This is a genomic window from Novosphingobium sp. 550D, assembly GCF_057401885.1.
The window spans coordinates 1,443,280-1,459,579 of record NZ_CM171613.1 but is presented as its reverse complement, the minus strand read 5'-3'; the positions used below and the strand labels follow the sequence as shown (position 1 = coordinate 1,459,579).

Genomic DNA, 16,300 nt, shown 5'->3' with positions numbered 1-16,300 from the left:
CCGGCAAGTCTGGATCGCTTGCCGTGCCCTGATACCTTTTTGAAACACCGGCCTCGCCGCCGATGGAGTGTCCTTCATGTCCGATGTCCAGACCTATCCTTCGCCCGAAGACCAGCCCCCCCGCAAGCGTTGGCTGGCCTATGTCATGGTGGTGCTGGGGCTGGTGGCCGTGGCGCTGATCGGCAAATGGTTTGCAGGCGCGGGTGCGCAAAAGAACGCGCGATCGGGCCGTCCGGCGGCGGCGGTGTCGGCGGTGCCGGTGGGATTGGGCGACATGCCGGTACAGGTCAACGCCATCGGCACGGTCACCCCCATCGATTCGGCCGCCGTGCGCAGCCAATTGTCGGGCACAGTTTTCTCGATCCAGTTCACCGAAGGCCAGATGGTGCGCGAAGGACAGGTGATCGCCCAGATCGACCCGCGCCCCTATCGCCTCAGCCTCGCGCAGGCCGAAGGGACGCTGGCCAAGGACATGGCGCAGCTCAATTCGGCGAAACTTGACCTCAAGCGCTATGAAACGCTGGCCTCGCAGGATTCAGTCGCGCGCCAGACACTCGACACCCAGCGCGCCACGGTGGGCCAGTTGGAAGGCACCGTTGCCGCCGACCGCGCCGCCGTCGGCACGGCCAAGCTGAATTTGCAATATACCGCGGTCAAGGCGCCATTTTCGGGCCGCATCGGCCTGCGTCAGGTTTCGGTGGGCGCCTATGTCACCCCGTCCGATACGGCGGGCATTGCCACGATCACGCGCACCGATCCCATCGATGTCGCCTTTACCGTGCCGCAGGGTGATCTCAACGCCATTGCCGCCAAGGGCAGCGGATTGCCCGTCATCGCCTATGATCAGGATGGCAAGACGCAGTTGGCGCAGGGCACTTTCTCGACCTTTGACAATCAGATCGACACGACCACCGGCACGATCAAGGCCAAGGCGCGTTTCAGCAACCCCGCCTCGGCCAAGGCTTTGTTCCCCAATCAGTTCGTCAATGTAAAGATGCTGGTTGATACATTGCGTCAGGTGCCGGTGGTGCCGGTTTCGGCGCTGCGTCACGGCGCGCCGGGCGATTTCGTTTTCGTGGTGCAATCGGACAAGAAGGTCAAACTGACCGTGGTCAAGGTCGGGCCCAGCGATGGCAAGAACACCGCGATCCTTGGCGGATTGGCCAAGGGTCAGATGGTGGTGGCCGAAGGCGCGGATGGGCTGGATGACGGTTCAACCGTGCGTCTGGCCGGCGCCGGAGGACCGCAAGGGGCAAAGGGCAAGCGCAAGGCAGCCCAATGAGCGCGCCCGTCGAACCTGTGACCGCAGAACCCGCAAGCGGCGGCCCTTCGCGGCCCTTCATCCTGCGCCCTGTGGCCACCACGTTGATGATGATCGCGCTCTTGCTGGCCGGTTTCATCGCGTGGAAGCAATTGCCGCTCTCGGCCCTGCCGCAGGTTGATTATCCCACGATACAGGTGCGCACGCTCTATCCCGGGGCCAGCCCGGATGTGATGGCATTAACCGTCACCAGTCCACTGGAGCGGCAATTCGGCCAGATGCCGGGCCTGACCCGCATGACGTCGAATTCATCGGGCGGGGCCTCGGTCATCACGCTGCAATTCGATCTTAACATGGCGCTGGATGTGGCCGAGCAACAGGTGCAGGCCGCGATCAATGCGGCCAACAGCCTGCTGCCATCGGACCTTCCCGCGCCGCCGGTCTATGCCAAGGTGAACCCCGCCGATGCGCCGGTCATTACCCTTGGCGTATCATCCAAAACCCGCCCGCTGGGCGAGGTGCAGGGGATTGTCGAGCGGCAGTTTTCAAACAAGATCGCGCAGGTTTCCGGCGTGGGTCTGGTCAGCCTGTCGGGCGGACAGCGCCCCGCCGTGCGGATCATCGCCAATGTCGGCGCGCTGGCGACGCGGGGCCTCAGCCTCGAAAGCATCCGCAGCGCGATTTCCAACGCCAATGTCAACATGGCGAAGGGCAGCTTTGACGGGGCCACCAAAAGCTGGACCATCGACGCCAATGATCAATTGGGCAGCGCGAAGGATTACGCCGATCTGGTCGTCTCCTATGCCAATGGCGCGCCAATCCGCCTGTCCGATGTGGCCAGCGTGGAATCGGGCGTGGAAAACACCCGCACCGCCAGTTGGATGAACAAACAAAGCGCCGTCATCATCGACGTGCAGCGCCAGCCCGGCGCCAATGTCATCGCCACGGTTGACGCGATCAAGGCGGCCCTGCCGGACCTGACCGCGCAATTGCCCGCCGATGTGAAGGTCAAGGTTCTGACCGACCGTACCGAGGGCATCCGCGCCAGCGTCGAGGATGTGCAGTTTGAACTGGTTCTGGCCGTGCTGCTGGTCGTGCTGGTGATCTTCCTGTTTCTGGGCAGCATGCGCGCAACGATGGTGGCGGCGATTTCGGTGCCTCTGTCGCTGGTCGGGGCCTTTGCGGCGATGTGGGCGCTGGGCTTTTCGATCAACAATCTGACGCTGATGGCGCTGACCATCGCCAGCGGGTTTGTGGTCGATGACGCCATCGTCGTGATCGAAAACATCGCCCGCTATGTCGAGGAAGGGATGAAGCCTTTTGACGCGGCGCTCAAAGGCGCCAGCGAGATCGGCTTTACCATCATCAGCCTGACCGTCAGCCTGATTGCCGTGCTGATCCCACTGCTGTTCATGGGCGATGTGGTGGGGCGGTTGTTCCGTGAATTTGCTATTTCGCTGGCCGTCACCATCGCGCTTTCCGCTCTTGTGGCCTTGACCGCCGTGCCGATGCTGGCGGCGCGCTGGTTGAAACCGGAACATGAAGAACGCCGCTTTGCGATCGTGGACAAGGCGATGCATCAATTCGACCGCCTTGCCGCCGCCTATGCCCGCGCGCTGGGCTGGGTGATGGCGCGTTCGGGGCTGACCATGCTGGTCTTTGCCGGGTCGGTGGCGTTTACGGCCCTGTTGTTCTGGGGCATTCCCAAGAACCTGTTCCCGACGCAGGACACCGGCCAAATCCGCGTCACACTCGTCGCGGCGCAAGACATCAGCTTTACCCGCATGGCCCAGTTGCAACAGCAGGTGGCGGCCAAGATGCTCGAAGATCCGGGCGTGGAATCCTTGTCCTCCAGCGTGGGCGTCGATGGCACCAACACCACCGTCAATCAGGGCCGGATGGTCATTAACCTGAAACCCATCAGCGAGCGCGAAGGTCAGGAGGCGATCATGGCCTCTTTGCGGGATCGCGCATCGGGCGTGGCGGGGGTTCAACTCTATTTCCAGCCGGTGCAGGATCTGACCATCGACACCGAAACGGGCCTGACGCCCTATCGCTTTGCCCTGCATGGCGCGGATCAGGCGACGGTCAACACCTGGGGCCTGAAACTGGCCAAGGCGCTGAATTCGGAAGCCTCGCTGCGCGATGTCAACGCGCCGGCGCTGGGCGAAGGGCGCAGCGTGATCGTGGACGTCAACCGCGACGCCGCCGCGCGTCTGGGCCTTTCGGTGCTGAGCGTCGATAATGCCCTGTACGATGCCTTTGGCCAGCGCATCATCTCGACCATCTATACCCAATCCAGCCAGAACCGCGTGATCCTGTCGGCCAATCAGCAAATGTTGTCCGATCCGCAAAGCCTGCAACAGCTCTATATCCCGCTGTCCTCGGGCACGCAGGTGCCGCTGGGCACAATCGCCACGATCCGCGAAGGGACCAGCCCGCTGGTTCTGGCGCGTGAAGGGCAATTCCCCTCGGCCACGATCGGCTTTGACGTGACGCCGGGCGTGTCGCTGGGCCATGCGGTGGACCGGATCGAACAGGTGGCCAAGGATCTGGGTATGCCTTCGTCGCTGACGATGGATTTTTCGGGGTCGGCCTCGGCATTCCGTTCGGCGCTGGCCAATGAACTGGTGCTGGTGCTGGCCGCGATCATCACGGTCTATATCGTGCTGGGCGTGCTGTATGAGAGTTTCATCCATCCCGTCACGATCCTCTCCACCCTGCCCTCGGCGGGCGTGGGGGCGCTGATCGCGCTGGCGCTGACCTCTTATGGGTTGGGGGTGATCGGCATTATCGGCATCGTGCTGCTGATCGGCATTGTGAAAAAGAACGCGATCATGATGATCGACTTTGCCATCGCGGCCATGCGCGAAGAAGGCATGGGCGCCGAAGAAGCGATCAAGCGCGCCGCGCATCTGCGTTTCCGCCCGATCATGATGACCACCTTTGCCGCGCTGTTCGCAGCGGTGCCTATGATTTTCGGGTCGGGCATGGGTCATGAATTGCGCCAACCTTTGGGCCTGTCCATTGCGGGGGGCCTGATCCTGTCGCAAGTCCTGACCCTGTTCACCACGCCGGTGATCTTCCTTGCCTTTGAAAACTGGCGTGAACGCCGCGCCGCGCGCAAGGGCCATGGGGAGTTGCCTGCGTGAACATCTCCGGCCCCTTTATCCGGCGGCCCGTCGGCACGATCCTGCTGACCATCGGCCTGGCGCTGGCGGGGATTGCGGCGTTTTTCCAGCTGCCCGTCGCTCCTTTGCCCCGCGTGGACATCCCCACCGTCATGGTGCAGGCCAACATGCCCGGCGCGAGTCCGTCAACCATGGCCAGCACCGTGGCCAGCCCGCTGGAACGGCGATTGGGCACGATTGCGGGCGTGACGGAAATGACCTCGCGATCGTCGCTGGGTTCATCGCAAGTCGTGCTGCAATTTGACCTCAACCGCAACATCGACGGGGCCGCCCGCGATGTTCAGGCCGCCATTGCCGCCGCGCGCGCCGATTTGCCCTCAACGCTCAAAACCAATCCCACCTATCGCAAGATGAACCCGGCCGATGCGCCGATCCTGATCCTTGCCCTGACCAGCCCGACCCGCACGCCCGATCAGATTTACGATGCGGTGTCCAATATCGTTCAGCAAAAGCTGTTGCAGGTAAAGGGCGTGGGCAATGTCGAACTGGGCGGCGCGGCTTTGCCGGGGGTGCGGATTGAAATCAACCCGATGCAATTGGCGCAGGCCGGCATCGGGCTGGAGGATGTACGCACCGCCCTGCAATCGGCCAGCGCCAATCGGCCAAGGGGCGTGCTGGAAGGGATCGACATTTCCAAGGGCGGTCTGGCCTGGCAAATCTATTCCAATGCCGCGGCGTTAAAGGCTGCTGACTTTGCGCCGATGATCATCGCATGGCGCAACGGTGCCCCGGTGCGCCTGTCCGACATTGCCCGCGTGGTCGATGGGCCGGAAGAATTGCACACGATGGGCCTGTTCAACGGCAAAAAGTCGGTGCCGATCATCGTCACGCGCCAACCCGACGCCAATATCGTCGAAACGGTCGACGCTTTGCGCGCGCAGGTGCCGGCGCTTCAGGCGCTGCTGCCCGCTGATATCAAATTGTCTATCGCCACCGACCGCACGATCACCATCCGCTCATCCCTGCATGAGGTGGAAATCGCGCTGCTCGTCTCCACGCTGCTGGTGGTCGTGGTGGTCAGCGTGTTTCTGCAAAGCTGGCGCGCGACGCTGATCCCGGCGGCGGCGGTGATCGTGTCGCTGCTGGGCACGCTGGGGGTGATGTATCTGTCGGGGTTCCTGCTCGACAATCTCTCGCTCATGGCGCTGACCGTGGCGACGGGCTTTGTGGTCGACGATGCCATCGTGGTGGTCGAAAACATCGCCCGCCATGTCGAAGAAGGGATGAAGCCCTTTCCCGCCGCCCTGCGCGGCGCGCGCGAGGTGGGCTTTACCGTGCTGTCCATCTCACTGTCGCTGGTCGCGGTGTTTGTGCCGCTGATCTTCATGGGCGGGGTGATGGGGCGGTTGATGCGCGAATTTGCGCTGACCATGACGGCGGCGGTGGGGATCAGCCTGATCGCCAGCCTGACCGTGACGCCCATGCTGGCCAGCCGCATTCTGGCCGCGCCGGGGACGGAAAAGGACAATGCGGTTTTCCGTGCCTCTCGTCGGTTCTTTGACGGGCTTCATGCCCGTTATGCGCGGCGGCTGGACTGGGCCTTGAACCATCGCGGACCGGTGCTGCTGCTTTTGCTGGGCGCGGTGATTTTGAACGTGTTCCTGATCGTGGTCGCGCCCAAGGGATTGTTGCCGCAACAGGATACGGGGGCGATGACCGGCGGCCTGCGCGTCGATCAATCCATGTCCTTTACCGCCACCTCGGAAAAGCTGACGCAGGCGGCCAATATCATCCGGGCCGATCCGGCGGTCGCGACGCTGGTGGCGTTCACGGGCGGCGGGCGCGCGGGTTCGGGCTTTATGTTCGTGAACCTCAAACCGCGCGGCGAACGCCCGCCGATCACCGATGTCATCGCCCGCCTGCGCCCCAAACTGGCGCGGGTACGCGGGGTCAGCGTGTTTTTGAACCCGGTGCAGGATTTGCAGGCGGGCGGGCGCCAGACCAGCGCGTCCTATCAATATGTCCTGCACGCCGAAAGCGCCCAGATGCTGCGCGAGGCGGGGGGAAAGCTGGTCAAGGCCCTCAAGGCGCAACCCCAAGCGATCACCGACGTCGATATTGACCAGCAGGACGCAGGCGCCAGCACCTATGTCACCGTCGACCGCAACCGCGCGGCCAGCCTTGGCATTGCGATGAACACCATCGACCAGACGCTCTATGACGCCTTTGGCCAGCGGCAGGTCGCCTCGATCTATCAAGGGCTGAACCAATATCACGTGGTGATGGAGGCCGACCCCATCTATTCCGGGCGGCCAGAGGCGCTGAACAACCTGTACCTGCCTGTGGGGGGCAAATTGTCCTCATCCACCACGGCCACCAACGCCAATGCCTCGCTGGGCAACAATGCGGCCAGGGGCAGCGCGGTGAGCGCGACTGCCACCACCCAGATCCCGCTCTCCACCGTGGCGGCATGGTCCAACGCCTCGACCGCGGCCAGCGTCAGCCATACCGATGGCGAACCCTCGGCCACTATCTCGTTCAACCTGCCGCCGGGCCTTTCGCTGGGCCAGGCCGCGCAGACCATTGCCGCCACGCAGGCCAGCCTTGCCCTGCCCGCCGGCGTCCATGGCGATTTCGGCGGCACCGCCAAGGTGTTTCAGCAGTCAACCAGCTCGATGCCGCTGCTGATCGTGGCCGCGATCGTCACGATCTATATCGTGCTGGGCATTCTGTATGAAAGCGCGATCCACCCGCTGACGGTGCTTTCCACCCTGCCCTCGGCGGGCGTGGGAGCGATCTTTGCCCTGATCGTGACGGGGGGGCAGTTCGACATTATCGCGCTGATCGGGGTCGTGCTGCTGATCGGTATTGTGAAGAAGAACGCGATCCTGATCATCGATTTCGCCATCGAATCCGAACGGTCGCGGGGCATGTCCTCGTTTGACGCCATTCGCGAGGCCAGCCTGCTGCGTTTTCGCCCGATCCTGATGACCACACTGGCCGCGGCTTTGGGCGCGCTGCCTCTGGCCATCGGGTTTGGTGACGGGGCGGAATTGCGCCGTCCGCTGGGCATTGCCATCGTGGGCGGCTTGATCGTCAGCCAGATGTTGACGCTGCTGACCACGCCGGTGGTTTATCTGGCGCTGGACAAATGGCGTCGCCGTTCGCCCCATGAACATCTGTTGGCTCGCCATGGCGATGCTGAACCTTTGGAAGCCTGATATGATGAAGCGCTCACTCCTCATTCTGACCACGGCGCTGGCCCTGTCGGGTTGCAGCATGGCCCCCAAATATCATGTGCCGCAAAGCGCCGCGCCCGCCGCCGCATTCAAAGGCGATCCGGGTTGGAACCCCGCCATGCCCGCCGATGATGTGGCCAAGGGGCAATGGTGGCGCCTGTTTGACGACCCGGTGCTGACGTCTCTGGAAGAAAAGGTCGAGGTGACGAACCAGAACGTCGCCTATTACCGCGCCGCCTATGCGCAGGCCGAAGCGGTGGTACGGGCCAACCGCGCCAGCCTGTTCCCCACGATCAGCGCCAGCGCCAGCGACACACGCAGCGGCACCTTTGCCGCCAACAGCACCGGTACCACCACCAGTTCCAGCGGCAGCGTGACCCGCACCGGAACCACCATTTCAACCACCGGCAGCGCCAGCTGGTCGCCCGACATCTGGGGCAAATTGGCCGATACGATGCGCCAGTCCAAGGCGCAGGCACTGGCATCGGCGGCCACACTGGCCAATGCAACATTGTCGGCGCGCGGCACATTGGCGACCAATTATTTCCAGCTGCGCGGCATTGATGCGCAAAAGGCGATGTTGACCGACACGGTCGCGGCCTATCGCAAATCGCTGGAGGTGACGCGCAACAAGTTGAAGGTCGGCACGATCAGCGAGGCCGATGTGCAAAGCGCGCAATCGACCCTGTCCAATGCCGAAGCCTCGCTGCGTGATCTGGACCGGCTGCGCGCGTCCTATGAAAATGCGATTGCGGTGCTGGTGGGCGAAAATCCCTCGACATTTCATCTGGCCCCGGCGGCGTGGAGTGATGTGGTCCCTGCCGTTCCCGGCGTGGTGCAGGGCGACATCCTGCAACGCCGCCCCGACATCGCCAACGCCGAAAGGCTGGTGGCCGCCGCCAATTCGGCCATCGGCATCCAGCGCTCGGCCTTTTTCCCGACGATCACCCTGTCGGGATCCATCGGATCCAATTCCACCACGATGAGCAATCTGTTCAGCGCGGCCACCTCGCTCTGGTCGCTGGGGGCCAGCGCGGCGCAGACGCTGATCGATTTTGGCGCGCGTTCGGCCAAGGTGGCACAAGCCCGCGCCGCCTATGACGCCGCCGTCGCCACCTATCGCCAGAGCGTGTTGAATGCGTTTCAGGAGGTGGAAACCAACCTGTCGGCGGTCTCGGCCTATCGCGCCGAAGCGCCGCATTACATGGCCGCCAACGCATCGGCGGCCAAAGCCGAAACCATCATCCGCAACCAGTATCAGGCCGGCACCGTGGATTTCACCAGCGTTTCCTCGGCGCAGGCCACCGCCTATTCGGCCCGCGTTAACCTGATCCAGAATACCGTCAACCAACAGACCGCCGCCGTGGCGCTAATTCAGGCGATCGGGGGCGAATGGCAGGGCGGCGTGGATCTGCATCCTCCTGTCAAATGATCGGACGGGGAACGTAAAGCATGCGCGGATTTTGGGGTGCGGCCTTGGCGCTGGCATTAATGGCCGGTGGGATTTCGGGCGGGGCAAAGGCGCAGCCGGTGTCGCCCCCTCCGGCACAGATGGGCAAGGTCGCGCTGACCTTTGACGATTTGCCGGGGCTCAGCCTGTTCAACGATCAGGCGTGGCTGGATTTCATCAACCGCGAATTGCTGCGCGGGCTGAAACGCCATCACATTCCCGCCATCGGTTTTGTCAATGAATCCAAACTGGACGAGGCGGTGCGCGCGCGCCAGATCACCAATCTGAAACTGTGGCTGAACGGCGGAATGGATCTGGGCAACCATACGTTCAGCCATGAATCGCCCAATGATCTGGGCGCGCAAGGCTATATTGACGATATTGCCAAGGGCGAGCCGGTGACGCGTGAATTGCTGGCCGCGCGGGGCAAGAAGCTGGGCTGGTTCCGCCATCCCTATCTGGAAACCGGCACGCCTTTGGCCACCAAACAGGCGATCACCCATTGGCTGGGCCAGCATGGCTATCGCATCGCGCCGGTGACGATCGATGCCGACGACTGGATGTTTGCCGAACCCTATGAGGATGCGCTGTCACGTCACGAGGAAGCGCGGCGGCTGCGTATCCGCAAACAATATCTCGATTACACCGAACGCGCGATCAGTTGGTATCAAAAGGCGTCCGAAGCCATGTTCGGGCGCCAGATCGCCTTTGTCATGCTGCTGCACGATACGCGGCTCAACGCCGACAGTCTGGATGAATTGTCCGCGATTTTGAAACGGCGGCGGCTGAAACCTGTCACTCTGGAAAATGCGATGCGCGACCCGGCCTATCAAACCCACGATCCCTATGTCGGCAAGGACGGGATCGAATGGATGGAGCGCTGGTCCTATCAGCTCAAGAAGGGTCTGCCGTGGGACAGCTGGCAGGATCCGCCCAAGCAGATCGAAGAAGAATATGAGCGCAACAACAAGGATATGCACAAGAATTGAGAGGCGTAAAAATTGAGAGGCGGCGGGGGATGGCCGCCGCCTCTCAAAGGGCTTAACCCTTGCCCAGCATTTTGGCCGCGCTCGTTTTCACGAATTCGGCCACCTGCCCCTGCATCATCTTCATCAACATCGGCACTTCAAGGCTGCCGATCAGACGATCCTCCTCGATGGTCAGCGACACCGGAATACGCGAGCCCAGCGCCGTGATGGTCATGTCCAGCACATAATCCCCGCTCCATTCCGAGGCGAGGTTGCCCCCGCCCGGAATATGCGCGGCAAGCTTTGGCAGGCCCACCTCGATGCGGCGCTTGGCCTCGTCCCGGCCAAGGCTGTGGGGGATATTGATATCCATATCAGAACTCGTCCTCGGCAAAGGCCATCAGCGAACCCTTGCCCGCCTTGATGGCCAGGAAATGGGTGGTCGCCTGCGGCAGGATCTTTTCAAAGAAGAAAGTCGCGGTCTTGATCTTGGTTTCGTAGAACGCCTTGTCTTCGGTGCCAAAGAAAAGCTGCAACCCTGCGATCTTGGTCGATTTGGCAAAGCAATAGGCCATGGCGACAAGGCCCATCAGGCGCAGGTAATCCGTGGCCGCCGCACCTGCTTCCTCGGCGTCCTTCATGCCCTTTTCGGCAATGGTCGCGGTGGAAAGCTGAAGCGCCCCAAAGGCCTTTTCCAAGCCTTCGATCATCTTCTGCATCGGCCCTTCGCCCTTGTTCTCCTCTATAAAGGCCGAAACAGGGTGGAAGAAGCTGCGCAGATAGCGGCCCATATGCGCGCCCAGTTTACGCCCGACCAGATCGAGCGCCTGAATGCCATTGGTGCCTTCATAGATCATGGCGATACGCGCATCGCGCTGATACTGTTCGACCCCGCTTTCGTGGATATAGCCGTGGCCGCCATAGACCTGCACCGCCAAACTGGCGCTGTCATGGCCCAGATCGGTGAACAAGGCTTTCACCACCGGCGTCATCAGCGCGACAAAATCCTCGGCCCGCTGGCGCACTTCCGGATCGGTCGCGTGGCGTTCCGCGTCCAGCCCGCGCGCCACCCAAGCGCCCAGCGCCCGGCAACCTTCGTTATAGGCCCGCATGGTCAGCAGGTTCTTGCGCACATCGGGATGGACGATGATCGGATCGGCGGCCTTATCGGGATATTTCGCACCCGAGAGCGAACGCCCCTGTAAGCGGTCCTTGGCATACCACACCGCCGACTGATAGGCCGCCTCGCCAATGCCCAGACCTTGGATACCCACGCCCACGCGTTCGGCATTCATCATCGTGAACATCGCCTCAAGGCCGCGATGCGGCTGCCCCACCAGCCAGCCGATGGCATCATCGAACTGCATCTGGCACGTGGCCGACGCCTTGATGCCCATCTTGTGCTCGATCCCGCTGGCGCGCACGCCATTGCGCGCGCCCGGATTGCCATCGGCATCGGGGATGAATTTGGGCACCAGGAACAGGCTGATCCCCTTCACCCCCTTGGGCGCATCGGGCAGGCGCGCCAGCACCAGATGGATGATATTGCTGGTCAGATCCTGCTCGCCCGCCGAGATGAAGATCTTGGAGCCCGTCACCTTGTAGCTGCCATCGCCCACAGGTTCGGCCTTGGTGCGCAACAGGCCCAGATCGGTCCCGCAATGCGGCTCGGTCAGGTTCATCGTGCCCGACCATTCGCCGCTGATCATCTTGGGCAGATAGGCCGCCTTCAATTCCTCGCTGGCATAGGCGTTCAATGCAGTCACCGCCCCCGCCGTCAAACCGGGATAGAGGCTGAAAGATACATTGGTCGCACAGATCATTTCCTCGACCAGCTTGCCCACCGCCTCGGGCAGGCCCTGCCCGCCATATTCGACCGGCATGACGAGGCCGCCCCAGCCGCTTTGCACGAACTGGTCATAGGCTTCCTTGAAGCCCTTGGGGGTGGTGACCACGCCATTTTCATAGCGGCACCCCTCGGCATCGCCCGAAAGGTTGATAGGCAACAACACATCCTGACAAAGCTTGGCGGCTTCCTCCAGCACGGCGTCGGTCAAGTCTTGGGTAAATTCCTCATGCACCGGCAGGCCGCCAAAGCCGTCATCCTGATGCAATTCGTTGAGCACAAAGCGCATATCGCGCAAGGGGGCGGTATAGACCTGCATAAAACCTCTCCTGTTATCCCGGCGTCAATTGCGCAGCGGTTTGCCGGTGGTCAGCATATGCTCCACCCGCGCCTGCGTACGGCTATCGCGCACCAGCGACATGAATTCGCGCAATTCCAGCGCGAGTAACTGCTCCTCGGTCACGATGTCCACCACATCAGCCTCGCCTCCGGTCAGAACTGTGGCCAATTTGTCGGCCACCACCTCGTCATAAGGCGTGGCGATGCCGCGCGCACGGAAACCTTTCACCGCCAGTTCCAGCGCGGTCTTGCCGCTGGCGCCGGGCAGGCGGAAGACCGGCGGCGCGGGCGGCGTATAGCCTTCGGCCATGGCCAAAGCACGTGCCTTCGCATCGGCCAGCAAACGGTCGCGGTTCATGGTGATGCCGTCGCCGGGGCGCAGATAGCCGATCTCCTTGGCATTGGCCGCCGATTTGGCGACCGTTGCGGTCGAGATCGTTTCAAAGGCCTTGGCCACCGGCGGCATCGGCCCCTTGGGCGCCTTGGGGCTTTCGGCCGCGCGGACCATCAATTCACCGCATCCGCCCCAACCGGGGATCAGCCCCACGCCGCATTCGACAAGGCCGATATAGGTTTCAGCATGCGCCTGCACCGCGTCGGCATTAAGACAGATTTCGCAGCCACCGCCCAGCGCCATGCCAAAGGGCGCGGCCACCACCGGGAAGGGCGCATATTTCAGCGCCTTATACGCCTTCTGCCCGCCCGCGACCAGCTTTTCCACCTCGCCCCATGCGGCGATGTTGATAGCAAAGATGGCAAGACCAAGATTGGCGCCCGCCGAGAAGTTCGAGCCTTCATTATAAACCACCAGCGCCTTGTACTGCTCGGCAACCAGCGGAATCGCCTTCTCGATCAGCTTCATCACCTCCCCGTCAAGCGCGTTCATCTTGCCAGTGAATTCCAGCGCGACCACGCCGTCGCCAATATCCCACAGCGCCGCCGAGGCGGTCTTGAGCAAGGGCTTGGATGCCGCCTTGATGTCCTCCAGTAGCAACACGCCCTCGGGCCGGGCAATCGCGTGATACTCGCCATCCGCGCCCAGATATTGGCGCACGCCTTCCTCGACGCGATAGAACGGACGGCCCGCCGCCACGCCCAAGATCGCCGGAACATCGCGCCCCTCGGCCTGCAAACGCGCGACGAAATCGGCCACGCCAATCCGGTCGATCAATTCAAACGGGCCATATTTCCAATTATAGCCCAGCTTCATCGCCGTATCGATGGCAAGGATATCATCCGATGCCTCGCCGATCAGCCCCGCCGCATAGGCCAGCGTCGGCCCCAGCACGGCCCATGCATAGGCCCCCACCATGCCCGGCGCGGAAATCAGCGCGCGCAGATCCTTTTGCGCGGCCTGTGGGATGGAAACGGGCTTCTTCGCCTTGGCGTATTCCCCGGTGGTCAGATCGATCGCTTCCTTGACCTTGCCCGCCTCGCGGTTGATCCGGTAAAAGCCGCCCTTGCCCTTGCGCCCGGTATAGCCGTCAGCGATCATTTTCAGGATCAGCGGATGGTCATACGCAATCGCCTGATACGGGTCATTGGCGGGCAAAGTGCTGGTCAGGCTGGCCTTCAAATAAGGCATCAGGTCAATGCCGACCAGATCGACCAGACCGAAGATCCCGGTCTTGGGCACGCCCATCGGTTTGCCGCCGATGGCATCGGCATCCTCAACACTGACGCCCAGTTCAAAGGCCGCATTGATCGCCGCCTGCAACCAGTACGTCCCGACGCGATTGGCGAGGAAGCCGGGCGTATCCTTGGCGCGCACCACGGTCTTGCCCATGGCGCGATCGGCAAAATCGGACACGCGCGCGACCAGTTCAGGATCGCTCTTTGGCCCGGACACCACCTCCAGCAGGCGCATATAGCGCGGCGGGTTGAAGAAATGGGTGATGAGGAAATCACGGGCAAAAGCCTCGCTGCGCCCCTCGATCAGGCGGTCGAGCGGGATGGTGGACGTGTTCGACGACACCGCCGTTCCGGGCCGACGCACACCTTCCAGCTTTTCATAGAGAGCGTGCTTGAGTTCAATCTTTTCGACAATCGCCTCGATCACCCAGTCGCATTCCGCAACCCGACCCAGATCGTCATCGATATTGCCGACCTCAACCAGCTTGGCCGCAGCCTTGCTCATAAAGGCGGCCGGTTCGGCCTTCTTCAACCGTTCCACCGCGCCTGCGGCCACGGCATTGCGGTCCGCCGGATCGCGCACAATGTCCAAAAGCAGCACCGGCACGCCCGCATTGGCCGCCTGCGCCGCGATGCCTGCGCCCATGGTTCCGGCGCCGATCACACAGAGCTTTTTCATCAGATGGCCTCCAGAACCGTGGCGATACCTTGCCCGCCGCCGATACATTGCGTGGCCAGAGCGTATTTGCCGCCCGTCCGCTTCAACAGGCTGGCGGCCTTGCCCACGATGCGCGCGCCGGTCGCGCCCAGCGGGTGGCCGATGGCAATCGCGCCGCCGTCGATGTTGACCTTGGCCACGTCCAGACCCAGTTCGCCAATGCAGGCCAGGCTCTGGCTGGCAAAGGCTTCGTTGAGTTCGACAACGTCGAGATCGGCAACCGAAATCCCCGCGCGGGCCAACGCCTTGCGGCTCGATTCGACCGGACCCATGCCCATGATTTCGGGCTGACACCCGCTGATCGCCACCGATTTGATCCGCGCCAGAATAGGCAGGCCGTTGGCCACAGCATAATCCTCGCTGCACACCAGAACGGCGGCGGCGCCATCGGTCAGGGGGCTGGCCGTACCGGCGGTCACCGTGCCGGTAGCGGAAAAGGCAGGCTTGAGGCCCGCCAGGGTTTCAGCCGTTGTGCCCGGACGCGGGGTGCCATCGGCGTCAACACCGCCCACCGGCACGATTTCATCGTTCAGCAGGCCCGCCGTAATCGCCGCGCCCGCCTTGCGCTGGCTTTCCACGGCAAAACCTTCCTGCGCCTCGCGGGTGATGCCGAATTTGGCGGCGACGTTTTCGGCCGTATCGCCCATGCCCAGATAGGCCGCGCTCTTTTTGGCCAGCGCCGGATTGGGCATCGGGTTAAAGCCCATCATGGGCACGCGGCTCATCGATTCAACGCCGGCCGAAATGAACACTTCGCCCGCGCCCAGTTGGATCTGGCCCGCCGCATAATGGATCGCGCTCATCGACGAACCGCAAAAACGGTTGACCGTCATGCCTCCCACCGACAACGGCAGATCGGCAATCAGACCAATCAGGCGGGCGACGTTAAAGCCCTGTTCGCCTTCGGGAAAGGCGCAGCCAACGATCAGATCCTCGATCGCGGCGGCATCGACACCAGTGCGCGCGATCAAACCCTGAACCACCGCGGCGGCCAGATCGTCAGGTCGCACACGGGCCAGAGCGCCCTTGCCCGCCAGATGGAAAGGAGAACGGGCATAGCCCGCAATGACCACGTTACGCATCGCAATTCCTCTTCCGATTTGTGGCGCAAGGAATCATGCCCTGCAACCTTCTTCTCTAATGGTGCCCAACTTTCCCTATACGTCAACCAATTTTTGATGCATACACTGATTCGCCGACACGAGCAGAGTGCCATAAGGCGCCTAATGCCATCGGTCCCAAGCACCGGGAATTACACCGATGTCGGGTATGGAGAAGGAGCTGAAAGGATGATTGCCCTCTTGGGGATATTGGCGGCGGCTGCCGCGCCTGCGGCATCGGATGCGATGGGCCGCTGGCAGACCGAAACGCGCCACGGTGTGGTGGAAATCACCACATGCGGCACCTCTATCTGTGGACGGTTGGTGGAATCCGACGCGCTGCGCACCAACCCGCAATTGCGCGATGTGAAGAACAAGGATGCCTCTCAGCGCGAGAGGTTGCTCAAGGGCCTGACCATCCTTCAAGGTTTTCACCAGAAGGGTTCGGATTGGGCGGGCGGCACGATCTATAACGCCGATGACGGCGGCACCTATCAGGCCACCGTGACCCCAATCGATCGCGATACGTTGAAGGTAAAAGGTTGCATCGTTTGGCCTTTATGCAAGAGCCAGACTTGGAAGCGTCTGCGCTGACACAACCGGCCCGATAAGGGCA

The 16,300-nt window shown here is 62.5% G+C and carries 10 protein-coding genes; 6 read left to right on the top strand and 4 right to left on the bottom strand.

Going from position 1 to position 16,300, the window contains the following annotated elements:
* Positions 1-76 precede the first annotated feature (76 nt).
* The 5 genes from AC2S2E_RS06895 to AC2S2E_RS06875 are packed head-to-tail and all read left to right on the top strand — an operon-like array spanning position 77 to position 10,070.
* Positions 77-1,282 carry an efflux RND transporter periplasmic adaptor subunit gene (locus tag AC2S2E_RS06895; protein ID WP_486524242.1) on the top strand — a complete coding sequence of 402 codons (1,206 nt, stop codon included), beginning with the start codon at positions 77-79 and terminating at the stop codon, positions 1,280-1,282.
* The gene (locus AC2S2E_RS06890) at positions 1,279-4,413 is read left to right on the top strand and encodes an efflux RND transporter permease subunit (protein ID WP_486524241.1); all 3,135 of its coding nucleotides are present in this window, start codon (positions 1,279-1,281) and stop codon (positions 4,411-4,413) included. Before AC2S2E_RS06895 ends, AC2S2E_RS06890 begins: the two co-directional genes overlap by 4 nt.
* Positions 4,410-7,613, top strand: coding sequence for an efflux RND transporter permease subunit (locus tag AC2S2E_RS06885; RefSeq protein ID WP_486524240.1), 3,204 nt, complete (start codon positions 4,410-4,412; stop codon positions 7,611-7,613). Before AC2S2E_RS06890 ends, AC2S2E_RS06885 begins: the two co-directional genes overlap by 4 nt.
* Positions 7,564-9,063 carry an efflux transporter outer membrane subunit gene (locus AC2S2E_RS06880; protein ID WP_486524239.1) on the top strand — a complete coding sequence of 500 codons (1,500 nt, stop codon included), beginning with the start codon at positions 7,564-7,566 and terminating at the stop codon, positions 9,061-9,063. The genes AC2S2E_RS06885 and AC2S2E_RS06880 overlap by 50 nt, the downstream gene beginning before the upstream one ends.
* A 20-nt stretch (positions 9,064-9,083) precedes the next feature.
* Entirely contained in the window at positions 9,084-10,070 is a 987-nt protein-coding gene (locus AC2S2E_RS06875) for a polysaccharide deacetylase family protein (protein ID WP_486524237.1), read from the top strand.
* A gap of 52 nt (positions 10,071-10,122) precedes the next feature.
* On the opposite strand, the gene AC2S2E_RS06870 is transcribed toward AC2S2E_RS06875, so the two are convergent.
* From AC2S2E_RS06870 to AC2S2E_RS06855, 4 genes are read right to left on the bottom strand one after another with little or no spacing between them, the layout of a single operon-like run.
* Positions 10,123-10,422, bottom strand: coding sequence for a polyhydroxyalkanoic acid system family protein (locus tag AC2S2E_RS06870; RefSeq protein WP_486524236.1), 300 nt, complete (start codon positions 10,420-10,422; stop codon positions 10,123-10,125).
* A gap of 1 nt (position 10,423) precedes the next feature.
* Positions 10,424-12,214 (bottom strand): acyl-CoA dehydrogenase C-terminal domain-containing protein, encoded by a 1,791-nt coding sequence (locus AC2S2E_RS06865; RefSeq protein WP_476101324.1) that lies wholly within the window; start codon positions 12,212-12,214, stop codon positions 10,424-10,426.
* 24 nt (positions 12,215-12,238) lie between these two features.
* The gene (locus AC2S2E_RS06860; protein WP_486524235.1) at positions 12,239-14,545 is read right to left on the bottom strand and encodes a 3-hydroxyacyl-CoA dehydrogenase/enoyl-CoA hydratase family protein; all 2,307 of its coding nucleotides are present in this window, start codon (positions 14,543-14,545) and stop codon (positions 12,239-12,241) included.
* Entirely contained in the window at positions 14,545-15,666 is a 1,122-nt protein-coding gene (locus AC2S2E_RS06855) for a thiolase family protein (RefSeq protein WP_486524234.1), read from the bottom strand. Before AC2S2E_RS06855 ends, AC2S2E_RS06860 begins: the two co-directional genes overlap by 1 nt.
* A gap of 207 nt (positions 15,667-15,873) precedes the next feature.
* On the opposite strand from AC2S2E_RS06855, the gene AC2S2E_RS06850 reads away from it, so the two are divergent.
* A complete protein-coding gene (locus AC2S2E_RS06850) occupies positions 15,874-16,278 on the top strand; it encodes a DUF2147 domain-containing protein (protein ID WP_486524233.1) in 405 nt (134 codons plus the stop codon).
* Positions 16,279-16,300 lie beyond the last annotated feature (22 nt).

What these genes read in the sequence shown, in the direction of transcription:
- AC2S2E_RS06895 (WP_486524242.1), top strand. Translation starts at nt 77, where the DNA reads ATGTCCGATGTCCAGACCTATCCTTCGCCCGAAGACCAGCCCCCCCGC.
- AC2S2E_RS06890 (WP_486524241.1), top strand. Translation starts at nt 1,279, where the DNA reads ATGAGCGCGCCCGTCGAACCTGTGACCGCAGAACCCGCAAGCGGCGGC.
- AC2S2E_RS06880 (WP_486524239.1), top strand. Translation starts at nt 7,564, where the DNA reads ATGAACATCTGTTGGCTCGCCATGGCGATGCTGAACCTTTGGAAGCCT.
- AC2S2E_RS06875 (WP_486524237.1), top strand. Translation starts at nt 9,084, where the DNA reads ATGCGCGGATTTTGGGGTGCGGCCTTGGCGCTGGCATTAATGGCCGGT.
- AC2S2E_RS06870 (WP_486524236.1), bottom strand. Translation starts at nt 10,422, where the DNA reads ATGGATATCAATATCCCCCACAGCCTTGGCCGGGACGAGGCCAAGCGC.
- AC2S2E_RS06865 (WP_476101324.1), bottom strand. Translation starts at nt 12,214, where the DNA reads ATGCAGGTCTATACCGCCCCCTTGCGCGATATGCGCTTTGTGCTCAAC.
- AC2S2E_RS06860 (WP_486524235.1), bottom strand. Translation starts at nt 14,545, where the DNA reads ATGAAAAAGCTCTGTGTGATCGGCGCCGGAACCATGGGCGCAGGCATC.
- AC2S2E_RS06855 (WP_486524234.1), bottom strand. Translation starts at nt 15,666, where the DNA reads ATGCGTAACGTGGTCATTGCGGGCTATGCCCGTTCTCCTTTCCATCTG.
- AC2S2E_RS06850 (WP_486524233.1), top strand. Translation starts at nt 15,874, where the DNA reads ATGATTGCCCTCTTGGGGATATTGGCGGCGGCTGCCGCGCCTGCGGCA.